Source organism: Bradyrhizobium sp. 2TAF36 (genome assembly GCF_052114925.1).
In the GTDB taxonomy this organism is placed as follows: domain Bacteria; phylum Pseudomonadota; class Alphaproteobacteria; order Rhizobiales; family Xanthobacteraceae; genus Bradyrhizobium; species Bradyrhizobium barranii.
Genome location: NZ_JBFRFR010000142.1, coordinates 1 through 11,331, shown reverse-complemented (window position 1 = coordinate 11,331; position 11,331 = coordinate 1). Strand labels below are relative to the sequence as shown.

Annotated in this window: 10 protein-coding genes; 3 read left to right on the top strand and 7 right to left on the bottom strand. The window is 63.6% G+C overall.

Translation table 11 applies throughout. The features are described 5' to 3' along the window. Positions 1–166 precede the first annotated feature (166 nt). The 6 genes from AB4Z51_RS42265 to AB4Z51_RS42240 form a co-directional block, all read right to left on the bottom strand. Positions 167–1,453 (bottom strand): M20/M25/M40 family metallo-hydrolase, encoded by a 1,287-nt coding sequence (locus AB4Z51_RS42265; protein ID WP_441499537.1) that lies wholly within the window; start codon positions 1,451–1,453, stop codon positions 167–169. 121 nt (positions 1,454–1,574) lie between these two features. Then, complete coding sequence (locus AB4Z51_RS42260; RefSeq protein ID WP_441499536.1) at positions 1,575–3,176, bottom strand: TRAP transporter large permease; 1,602 nt, start codon at positions 3,174–3,176, stop codon at positions 1,575–1,577. Next, positions 3,173–3,712, bottom strand: coding sequence for a TRAP transporter small permease subunit (locus tag AB4Z51_RS42255; protein WP_014496195.1), 540 nt, complete (start codon positions 3,710–3,712; stop codon positions 3,173–3,175). Before AB4Z51_RS42255 ends, AB4Z51_RS42260 begins: the two co-directional genes overlap by 4 nt. Positions 3,713–4,012: 300 nt before the next feature. Further along, complete coding sequence (gene moaA / locus AB4Z51_RS42250; protein ID WP_085404869.1) at positions 4,013–5,065, bottom strand: GTP 3',8-cyclase MoaA; 1,053 nt, start codon at positions 5,063–5,065, stop codon at positions 4,013–4,015. A 131-nt stretch (positions 5,066–5,196) separates the two neighbouring features. Further along, positions 5,197–5,700, bottom strand: a complete 504-nt coding sequence (locus tag AB4Z51_RS42245; protein ID WP_441499535.1) for a hypothetical protein — start codon at positions 5,698–5,700, stop codon at positions 5,197–5,199. 153 nt (positions 5,701–5,853) lie between these two features. Continuing rightward, entirely contained in the window at positions 5,854–6,528 is a 675-nt protein-coding gene (locus AB4Z51_RS42240) for an HAD-IA family hydrolase (protein ID WP_063984022.1), read from the bottom strand. Between the two features lie 165 nt (positions 6,529–6,693). Between AB4Z51_RS42240 and rpiA the strand changes: the two genes are divergently transcribed. From rpiA to gor, 3 genes are all read left to right on the top strand, one after another. Then, the gene (gene rpiA / locus AB4Z51_RS42235; protein ID WP_028146742.1) at positions 6,694–7,419 is read left to right on the top strand and encodes a ribose-5-phosphate isomerase RpiA; all 726 of its coding nucleotides are present in this window, start codon (positions 6,694–6,696) and stop codon (positions 7,417–7,419) included. Positions 7,420–7,421: 2 nt separating this feature from the next. Next, on the top strand, positions 7,422–7,970 hold the full coding sequence (locus AB4Z51_RS42230) for a DUF2059 domain-containing protein (protein WP_063984021.1): 549 nt from the start codon (positions 7,422–7,424) through the stop codon (positions 7,968–7,970). A 131-nt stretch (positions 7,971–8,101) separates the two neighbouring features. Next, positions 8,102–9,490, top strand: coding sequence for a glutathione-disulfide reductase (gene gor / locus AB4Z51_RS42225; protein ID WP_441499534.1), 1,389 nt, complete (start codon positions 8,102–8,104; stop codon positions 9,488–9,490). 269 nt (positions 9,491–9,759) lie between these two features. Here the strand turns inward: gor and AB4Z51_RS42220 are convergent, their stop codons facing one another. Further along, the gene (locus tag AB4Z51_RS42220; protein WP_439034552.1) at positions 9,760–11,055 is read right to left on the bottom strand and encodes a DUF892 family protein; all 1,296 of its coding nucleotides are present in this window, start codon (positions 11,053–11,055) and stop codon (positions 9,760–9,762) included. Positions 11,056–11,331 lie beyond the last annotated feature (276 nt).

The window sequence follows — 11,331 nt, the reverse complement described above, 5'->3', positions numbered from 1 at the left end:
CTCCCGTCCGTCACCGCAACGTCTACAATAGCAGACCTGCGGCGCTTCGACTTACAAGGGGTTCTCTCCGCGAGTCCAACTCTCATTAAAGCGTGCGGATAGAGACCCCTCATCCGGCGCTTCGCGCCACCTTCTCCCACAAGGGGAGAAGGGAAGAAAGCGGCCGCTATTTCAGCTTGCCCGTGGACAGGTCCATGATCATGCGCGTGGCCAGATAGAGCCGCGGCACGATGCTGTTGATCTGCACATATTCGGCATCGTTGGAGTGCGCGCCGAAGCCTGACAGGCCCATGCCTTCCACCACGGCGCCGCTGGTCTTGAGCGCGGCAAATGCGGCGTCGGTGCCGCCGCCGGTCGCCTTCTCGTCGACCTTGAGGGACAGTCCGATCTCCCCATAGATCGTCTTGCCGTAGGCCGCGACGCGGCGTGAGGCGTCGTTGGCCTCCAGCGGCGGGCGGCGCACCTCGAATTTCAGCTCGACCCTGGAGTCGGGCAGCAGGCGGTTCTTGATCTTCTCCTGCAGCGCCTTCTGCAACTCGTCGAAATCTGCGACCTTGAGCGCACGTGCGTCGGCCTGGGCCGAGGCGTCGGCCGGGATCACGTTGCGGTTGGTGCCGGCCTTCGAGACCGTCCAGTTCAGCTTCAGGCCTTGCTCGGGCTTGGACAGGTCCTTCATCTGCAGCACCTGGTGCGAGAGCTCGTACAGCGCGTTGACGCCGCCCTCGGGCCGCGCGCCGGCGTGCGAGGACTTGCCATGCACCGTGAGATAGGCTGAGCCGATGCCGCTGGTGGCAAGGCGCAGCGTGCCGTCGGTGCCGCCGCCCTCGAACGAGAACACCACGTCCTGATCCGCGGCAAATTTGGTGATGGTGCTGCGCCAGCCGGGCGAGGAGATCTCCTCGTCGCCATTGGTGAGCACCGTGAGCGTGCCGTAATCCCTAAAATTGAGTTTCTGGAGCATCGCCACGGTATGGAGAATGAGCGCGACGCCCTGCTTGTCGTCGGCAATGCCGAGGCCGTAGGCCTTGTCGCCGTCGACGCGGAACGGCTGGTCCTTAAGCATGCCCTTCAGGTACACCGTGTCCATGTGGGCGATCAGCATGATCTTCTTGCTGCCGGTGCCCTTGAACACGGCGTGCACGGCCGGGCCGATTGTCTCGGGCGTGTCGTCGAGGCGATAGACGTCGGTGGGGTGCAAAATCTCCACCGTGCCGCCGAGCTGCTTGAGCTGGCCGGCAACGCGCTCGGCGATCTGGTTCAGGCCGTCGATGTCCTTGCTGCCGGATTCGATGCTGACGAGATCGCGCAGCGTGTCGAGCAGCGGCTGCTGCTCCTTTTGCGCCAGCGCATGGACATCGCTCATCGGTTCCGCATGCGCAAACGTTGCGGCACATGCCAGCCAGAGCGACGCGATCAAGGGGGCGAGCGACGCAGCGGGGAGCGATCGGGACATGCGCGGCGGTCCATCAGTTGGAGGATGGCCCGGTATGCCCGTGTTTCCGGCGCTTGTCACGTGCGCGGGCGCGCGCGTCATGAACCGCCGAGGCGGAACATGACGGCGATGGTTATGGCCGCTATTTCTGCGGCGGTCCGAGATCCAGTGGCGGCAGGTCGATCTGCGGCACTTCGATCTTGACCTTGTCGAGATCGACGTTGAGCGGCTTGTCGAGCAGGCCCGTCACCGTGATCGGGAAGATGATCACGAGCAGCACCATGATCAGCTGCAGGCCGATCCAGGGGATTGCGCCCCAATAGATGTCGGAGCTCTTCACTTCCTTCGGCGCCACGCCGCGCAGATAGAACAGCGCGAAGCCGAACGGGGGATGCAGGAACGAGGTCTGCATGTTTACGCACAGCATCACGCCGAACCAGATCAGCGCCGCGTCCGGTCCCACCACGGGGGCGAGGACCTTCTGCGCGATCGGCGCGATCATCGGCAGGATGATGAAGGCGATCTCGAAGAAGTCGAGGAAGAACGCCAGGAAGAAGATGAAGAGGTTGATGAAGATCAGGAAGCCCCACACGCCGCCGGGCAGCGAGGTCAGGAGATGCTCGAGCCAGACGCCGCCGGAGACGCCGAGGAACACCACCGAGAAGCAGGTCGAGCCGATCAGGATGAAGGTGACCATGCAGGTGAGGCGCATGGTGGACTCGTAGCCCTGCTTGATCAGGTCGCGCAGCTCGGGGATGCGTGCGGCCTGGATGCAGATCCACGCCACGGCGAGATAGGTGACGGCGAACGAGAGCCTGAAGACCAGGTTCTCGGTGAACAGCATCGCGACGATGGTGCCGACGCCGGCGGCGATCACGCCGCCGATCAGGATCATGCGGTCCTTCGAGGTGAAGTCCTTGTGATGGATCGCGGCGAGCACGATGGCGCCGACCGCGCCCATCGCGCCGGCTTCCGTCGGGGTCGCAAGACCCATCATCATGGTGCCGAGCACGACGAAGATCAGCACGGCCGAGGGGATGATGCCCATCAGGCACTTCTTCCACAGCGCCCAGCCGGTCAGCGTGCGCGCTTCCTTCGGCACCGGCGGCACGTGGCTCGGCTTGATCAGGCCGAGGATGAAGGTGTAGCCGGCGAACAGCATGATCTGGAACACCGAGGGACCCCAGGCGCCGAGATACATGTCGCCGACCGACTTGCCGAGCTGGTCGGCGAGCACGATCAGCACCAGCGAGGGCGGCACCAGCTGCGTGATCGTGCCGGAGGCCGCGAGCACGCCGGTGATGTAGCGCATGTTGTAGCCGTAGCGGATCATCACCGGCATCGAGATCAGCGCCATGGCGATGACCTGCGCCGCCACCGTGCCGGTGATGGCGCCGAGGATGAAACCGACGATGATGACGGAATAGCCGAGGCCGCCGCGGACCGGGCCGAACAGCTGGCCCATCGAGTCCAGCATATCTTCGGCCAGTCCACATCTCTCTAATATGGCGCCCATGAAGGTGAAGAACGGRATSGCSAGCAGCARSTCGTTGGMMAGCACGCTGCCGAACACGCGGCCGGGAATCGCCTGGAGGAAGTTGAGGTCGAAGAATCCGAGATAAATGGACAGGAAGCCGAAGGAGAGGCCGACCGCCGCGAGCGTGAACGCGACGGGGAAGCCGATCAGCATCGCCAGAACCAGGCCGCCGAACATCAGCGGCGGCATCATTTCCAGCGTAATCATTGGGTCGGCCTCTCGTACTTGGCGTCGATCGTCACATAGCCCTGGAGAGCCGCGATACGCTTGATGACTTCGGAAACACCCTGGAGCGCCAGCAACACGAAGCCGGCGGGGATCACGAACTTGATGGGCCAGCGGATCAGGCCGCCGGCATTGCCCGACATCTCGCCGACGTTATAGGCCTGCATGAAGAACGGCCAGGACAGATAGGCGAGCAGGAGGCAGGAGGGGATCAGGAAGCAGAGCGTGCCGATCATGTCGAGCCAGAGCTGGCCGCGTTCCGAGAGCGTGAGGTAGAAGATCTCGACGCGGACATGCTCGTTGCGCTTGAAGGTGTAGGACGCGCCGAACATCACCAGGATGGCGAACATGTACCATTGCAGCTCCAGCCAGCCGTTCGAGGAGTTGCTGAAGGCATAGCGGATCATGGCATTGGCCGCGCTGACCAGGCACGCCAGCAGCACCAAGATGTTACAGACGTACCCAATCTTTTCATTGAGGGCGTCGATGGCGTTGCTCACCGCCAGCAATGGACGCATCTTACTTTCTCTCCGTCGCCGTCGCGGCCCAACACTTTACGGGAGGCTTCAGCACGCATCGCCTGGCCGGCGTGCGAAAAGCACGCGACCGCACGGACAATATTCCGGAGCGATTGCGGCGTCAGTCCTCCCCTCGTGCCTTGCCGTCTTGACCGCGACCGCCAAAGGGGCGCGGCCGGCTTATTGCTGCCGGGCAAGCAAAGGCGGCTGCACCAAACCAGCGGGCTTGTGCGCCGTCAATCGGAAAATGGGCAAATTGACGCCGAGTCAAAAGCTTATGGCGGGGAGGGCGCGAATCCCTCAGCCGCCCGTGACGCTCATGTGCCTGGAGACGCTGGGGCGGTCGTGGCGGCGGTCGATGATGAAATCGTGGCCCTTGGGCTTCAGCCCGATGGCGCGGTCGATCGCATCCGCAAGCAGCATGTCGTCGTCAGATGCACGCAGGGGTTTGCGCAAATCTGAAGCATCCTCGTGGCCGAGGCAGGTGTGCAGCGTGCCCGTGCAGGTGATGCGCACCCGGTTGCAGGATTCGCAGAAATTATGGGTCATCGGCGTGATGAAGCCGAGCTTGCCGCCGGTCTCGGCAACGCTGACATAGCGCGCCGGCCCGCCGGTGCTCTCGGCCAAATCGGTCAACGTGAATTGCTGGGCGAGCCGCGCGCGCACCAGCGACAGCGGCAGGTACTGGTCGATACGGCCCGAGCCGATCTCGCCCATCGGCATGACCTCGATCAGCGTCAGGCCCATGCCCTTGCCGTGCGCCCAGCGCATCAGGTCGGGAAGCTCGTCCTCGTTGAGGTTCTTCAGCGCCACCGCGTTGATCTTCACGCCAAGCCCAGCGGCACGCGCGGCTTCGATGCCCTCCAGCACCTTGTCGATCTCGCCCCAGCGGGTGATCTCGCGAAATTTCTTGGGATCGAGCGTGTCGAGCGAGACGTTGATGCGGCGGACGCCGCAATCGGCGAGCTCCCGGGCGTGTTTCGCAAGCTGGGTGCCGTTGGTGGTCAGGGTCAGCTCGCTCAGGGCACCGCTCGAAAGGTGGCGGGACAGCGAGCGCACCAGCGTCATCACGTTACGGCGGACCAGCGGCTCGCCGCCGGTGAGCCGCAGCTTCTTCACGCCCTTGGCGATGAAGGCCGTGCAGAGCCGGTCGAGCTCCTCCAGCGTCAGCAGGTCCGCCTTGGGCAGGAATGTCATGTCTTCCGACATGCAATAGAAGCAGCGCAGATCGCAGCGGTCGGTGACGGATACGCGCAAATACGAGATGGTCCGCCCGAACGGATCGGTCATCGCGCTCGACAGCGCGTCGCGGGGGCTCGCTGCTGCGAGAGGGCTCGCGGAAGGTCCGTTCATACCAGATGCCTTGCCAAATGCCTTGTCACTTACGGCGACGGGCGCACCTTTGCTTCAGTGGTGCTCTGGAAGCAATCTAAGCATCGGACGCGGTTAGGACAATCGGGTGGTATACGTAATCAGCGCTTGGATCAGCGCTTTCCTGCGTTCGGATCGGGAAACGGCGAGGCCGCCACCGCAGCAGGTGCAGCATCCGCAGGGGCCGCAGCGGGTGCGGCATCCGCAGGCGCCGCGGCGGCTGCGGCCGGCTYCGGCTTCTTCGGCCGGTGCGGCTTCTTCACAGGCTTGGGCGGCACTGCCGGCTGGAGTTCCGCAAACACCGGATTCGGATCGGTGGTGACCGTGGCGGCTGTGGTCAAATCGCCGGGGTTCTTGATCACGTTCACGGGCACGCTGGCCGGCTGATATTTCGGCAGCGCGAAAGCGACGGTGAAGGGGGCGTCGGGGGCGGGAACCGAGACGGAGCAGGGGGTCTTGCAACCCGCACCCAGCGAGGTCGTAGCGTCAGCCCCCGGAGGATTGGATTCGAGCCGGACCTGGACGGTCGGCGGCGCCGATTTGAACATGTCCCAAGACATCGAGGAGCAGCCACCAAGGCTCGCTCCCGCTAGCGCAATCGCGATGACACGACGCATGACCACCCACTTCTAACTGCGACGAACCGCCACATCCCCGGGCGAACCTACGAGCGTCGTTCCAAGCAAGCAACCGGCGCGCTGTGCATAGTTAATAGATGGTTAACGCAGGGTTCCGTAGAATATGGCAGTTATCTCAGAGGCTTGTGGTTCCTAGGCAGTCATTAGGCTGTGGGCCGCGGCCGGCAGGTCGCGCATGTGATGGATCAGCCGGTCCGGCTTCAGCTCGGCGATCGGCACGTCCGTATAGCCGAAGCTGACCCCGATCACGGGCACCCCAGCGCGCCGGGCCACGCCGACGTCGGTTCCGGCATCGCCGACCATGATGCTGGCTTTGACCGCTCCGCCGGCGCGCGCCACGGTCTCGCGGAAAATGGTCGGATCGGGCTTCTGGACGCCAAAGGTGTCCGCGCCGCAGATCGCGGCAAAGCGGCGGGTGAGGTCGAGCTGGTCCAGCAGGCGCTTGGACAGCCATTCCAGCTTGTTTGTGCAGACCGCCAGCCGGTGGCCCTGGGCGGCAAACTGGTCGAGTGCGGCCTCGAGCCCCTCGAACGGACGGGATTCGACCGCGATATGGTCGGCATAATAGGCGATGAAATCCGCCGTCATCCGGTCCATGTCAGCCGGCGTGACCATGCGGCCCTCAGCCTCCAGCCCTCGTTCGATCAGCTTGCGGGCGCCGGCGCCGATCATGTTGCGGGCCGAGGCCATCGGCACGGGCGGCAGCCCTTCGCGGTCGAGCACGAAATTCAGCGCGGTGATCAGGTCGGGCGCCGTATCCACAAGCGTGCCGTCGAGATCGAAGACGAGGGTGTAAGGGGAGGTCATGGTCCCAGCGCTATCGGGCCGGCCGGATCGGCGCAAGGGCCGAAGCCATAAGTTCACCTTATAAGATCGGCCCGGAGGCCTGTTCCGGCGGGAAAAACGAGGCTACATAGGCCGCCGCAAGCAACCTATCGGCGGCACACTCTAAAATTCAGGGGCGGGCGCATCGTGAACATGGACCAGTTGAAGCGGCAGGCTGCGGCGCGCGCCCTCGAGGAGGTGCGTGACGGCATGCAGCTCGGGCTCGGCACCGGCTCGACCGCCAAACATTTCGTCGAGCTGCTCGGCGAGCGCGTGCAGGCCGGGCTCAAGGTGATCGGCGTACCGACCTCGGAGGCGACGCGCCTCGACGCCGAGCGCTGCGGTGTGAAGCTGACGACGCTGGACGAGATCGATCATCTCGACCTCACCGTCGACGGCGCCGACGAGATCGATCCCGACTTCAACCTGATCAAGGGCGGCGGCGGCGCGCTGCTGCGCGAGAAGATCGTGGCGGCCGCCTCGGATCGCATGATCGTGATTGCCGACGACAGCAAATGGGTGCCGACGCTCGGCCGCTTTCCGCTGCCGATCGAGGTCATCCCGTTCGGGCTCGGCGCGACGCGCCGCGCGATCGAGAAGGCATTTGCCGAATGCGGCGTTTCCGGGCAAATGGCGGTCCGCAAGGCCAAAGGCGGCGACAAGGATGGCCACGTTTTCGTCACCGATGGCGGCCACTGGATTCTCGATGCTCAGCTCGGACGCATCGTGGATCCGCCTGGCCTCGCCAAGGCGTTGAGCTCGATCCCCGGCGTGGTCGAGCATGGCTTGTTTATCGGCTTGGCCAGCTCGGCCGTTTTGGCGGGCGGCGAGGGAATTCGCGTGATTGAACGGCGTAAGCCGAAAGGAGACTAGGAATGAAGAGCGTATTGAGATTCTTGCCGGCCGCGACGCTTGCTGCTGGACTGGCCGTCTTGGCGGTCCCGGCGATCGCGCAGCAGGCCGCGCCGGCCCAGAAGGCTGCTCCCGCGCCCGCCCCGCCGAAAGCCTCGCCTGCGGCGATCGCGGCGGCCAAGGAGATCCTGCAGATCAAGAACGCCACCGCGATGTATCAGGGCGCCGTGCCTGGCATGGTCGAGAAGACCAAGATCACGCTGATCCAGCAGAATCTCAACTACCAGAAGGAGCTCAGCGAGGTCGCGCCGATCGTGGCCCAGCAGCTCAACGGCCGCCAGAACGAGATCGGCGAAGGCATGGCGCAGATCTATGCCAGCGAGTTCACCGAGCAGGAACTGAAGGACCTCGTCACCTTCTACAAGTCGCCGCTGGGCAAGAAGCTGATCGACGCCGAGCCGCGCGCCATCGGCCTGAGCATGGCCTTCATGAACTCCTGGGCCCAGAACTTCTCCGAGACCGTGATGGGTGCCTTCCGTGCCGAGATGCGCAAGCGTGGCAAGGAAATCTGACAGTACCTATCTGATCAGAAATCCCTAAAGCGCGTCATCGCGCTTTAGGATGTTATTTGCGCATGGTCCTATCGGAGAACCGCTGCACACGTCTCCGGATCATGCGCTGAAAGAAGAGGTCGGAGTGGACAATGGCTGAATTCGACGTCGACCTCTTTGTCATCGGTGGCGGCTCGGGCGGCGTGCGTGCCGCCCGCATCGCGGCCGGTCACGGCGCGCGCGTGATGATCGCGGAAGAGTACCGCATGGGCGGGACCTGCGTGATCCGCGGCTGCGTGCCGAAGAAGCTGTTCGTGATCGGATCGCATGTCCGTCACGAGCTGGAAGATGCCGCTGGTTTCGGCTGGACCGTTCCGCCCGCGACCTTCGACTGGCCGACGCTGATCGCCAACAAGGACAAGGAGATCGCGCGGCTGGAAGCGGCCTACACGACGAATGTCGAGAAGTCGGGCGCGCAGGTCGTCAAGAGTCGCGCGGTGATCGAGGACAAGCACACCGTCCGCCTGCTCGAGAACGACCGGAAGATCAGCGCAAAATACATCCTGATCGCCACCGGCGGCGCGCCCAACCACGGCGCCTCGATCCCCGGCATCGAGCACGTGATCTCCTCCAACGAGGCGTTTCATCTGAAGAAGCTGCCGAAGCGGATCGTGATCCAGGGCGGCGGCTATATCGCGCTGGAATTCGCCGGCATCTTCGCCGGCTACGGCTCCGACGTCACCGTGATCTATCGCGGCGACAACATCCTGCGCGGTTTCGACGAGGACGTTCGCGCCCACGTCCGCAGCGAGATGGAGAAGCAGGGCATCACCATTCTCACCGGCTGCACGGTGGCGAAGGTCGATCGGCACGGCGAGGAATTTACCACGCATCTGTCGAACGGCTCGAGCCTTGCTTCCGACCAAGTGATGTTCGCGATCGGCCGCCATCCGTCGGTCGCCAATCTCGGCCTGGAGAAGGCCGGCGTCGCCATCAACCCCGAGAATGGTGGCATCGCGGTGGACCATTTTTCGAAGAGCTCGGTCGACAACATCTATGCGATCGGCGATGTCACCCACCGGCACAATCTGACGCCGGTTGCGATCCGCGAGGGGCATGCGTTTGCCGACACCGTGTTCGGCAAGCGCGAGGTGCAGGTCGATCATTCCTACATTCCGACCGCGGTGTTCTCGCAGCCGGAGGTCGGCACGGTCGGTCTGACGGAGACCGAGGCGCGTGCGCAATTCAGCCACGTCGACATCTACAAGACGACGTTCCGGCCGATCAAGGCGACGATGTCGGGCCGCGACACCCGCGTGCTGATGAAGCTCGTCGTCGATGGCTCGACCGACCGCGTGCTCGGCGGCCACATCGTCGGCGATTGCGCCGCCGAGGTCACCCAGGTGGTCGCGATCGCGGTGAAGATGAAGGCGACCAAGGCCGACTTCGACGCGACGATCGCGCTGCATCCGACCGCGGCCGAAGAGCTCGTCACCATGCGCACGCCGACGGCGCGGCATGTACGGCAGGCGGCGGAGTAGGACCGGCCTTTAGCGCGACCTCAAAGCACTGAGATCACGTCACGTCATCTCCGATATCTTGCCCTTGCCTTGGCAGGACTCGCATTTGACTGGATAGATCTTGCGACCCGGGTGCGTTGGCTCCTTGGATTTGGGAAAGCCGGTTCCATTGCACAGCGGGCAGGTATGTTCTTTGATCTTCGGGGGCATGCGAGATCCTTTCCGGCTGTGGTGGCGCAGCGGCCCCTGCAGGGGCCGCGTTGCCTTGTGGTCAATGGTTCAAGGCCGACCTAGCCTCCGGCGGGCTCATCCTCGGCGAACGTCTGCTCGATGGCGGCGGGCATCTTCGCAACCGACATCAACGAACGTGCGACCTGATTGAGCAACTGATCCGCGTTCTCTTCCTCGGCGAGATTCTTGGAAAGCAGCGCGACGACGGCGGTGTGACGCAACTGCTGCGCCAGGTTGCGGGCGGTCGCATAGCCGGCAATCTCGTAATGCTCGACACGCTGTGCCGCACCGATCAACGCGAGATCCGCGGCGGCATCGTCCTTCCTGGCGCCCTCCTTGATCACTTCGTCGCCTTCCTCGACAAGCCCCTGCATGCCCTTGCAAGCCTTGGCGCGCGGCTTCTTCCCGAGAAGTTCGAAGCACTCGTCGAGACGCTCGATCTGCGCTTCGGTTTCGGCCAGGTGAACTGTGAACAGCTCAGAGAGCTGGTCGTAGCGGGCAGCCTCGATCATCTGAGGCAATGCCTTGGTCAACTGCTTCTCCGCGTGCAGGAGATCCCGCAGCTGATCGATCAGCAGGTCGTCAAGGCCAACGGACGGTTCCGATGGCGAGCTCTCGGCAACGATGGAAGGCGCCGCACCGGGATCGCCGTTCTGGAGTGCCGGTGATTCCATGAAAACCCAGTCCTCGCCTTCATTCCAGGGACCTCTGGTGTCGATTTCGCCATTGTCGCCGGACCCTGTCGAATCGTTGAAGAACTGGTTCACGAGACCGGGCGTCGGAGCGATGCGGCCGATGCTGAACGCGGGCTTGTTCATGCTTTCCAGCGCGCGTGAGAACGCCTTCATGTGGGTGATTTCCCGTGTCATCAGGAATTGCAAGGCGTCTTTGGTGCCGGCGTCATCACAGAAATTGATCAGGCGCTCATAGACGATCTTGGCCCGAGCTTCTGCGGCGATGTTGCTGCGCAGATCGACGTCGAGTTCTCCGGTGATCTTGAGATAATCCGCCGTCCAGGCACTGCCTTGCGAGTTGAACAGATTGACGCCGCCGCCTCCGGCAATCGCGATCAAGGGATCGGCTTCCGCCGCTTCGCGATCGAACTTCATGGGCTTCAAGTGCAGGCGCGCGAGCGATCCGACGACCTCAAGGTGGCTCAACTCCTCGGTTCCAATATCCATGAGGAGATCCTTACGGTCAGGATCCTCGCAATTGAGACCCTGAATGGAATACTGCATGGCGGCCGCAAGCTCGCCGTTGGCGCCACCGAATTGCTCCAGCAGCATATTGCCGAACCGGGGATCGGGCTCGTCGACCCGGACTGTGAACATGAGCTTTTTGACGTGATGATACATGGAAAGACCTTTGACTACAGGAGATACCGGGGCCAACTGAGCGCTGTGTTGGACGTTCCTAATTCGGATCGTGCCGCGACCAGATGCTTCTCGGGAGAATCAGGTGGCTCAATGCAGCGTTTCCGCCGCGGCTTCGTCGACAGCGGCCATCAGGTCAGCCGTATCCGATTGCTGGATCATGTGACCCGCGGTGGCTCAATGCAGCGTTTCCGCCGCGGCTTCGTCGACAGCGGCCATCAGGTCAGCCGTATCCGATTGCTGGATCATGTGACCCGC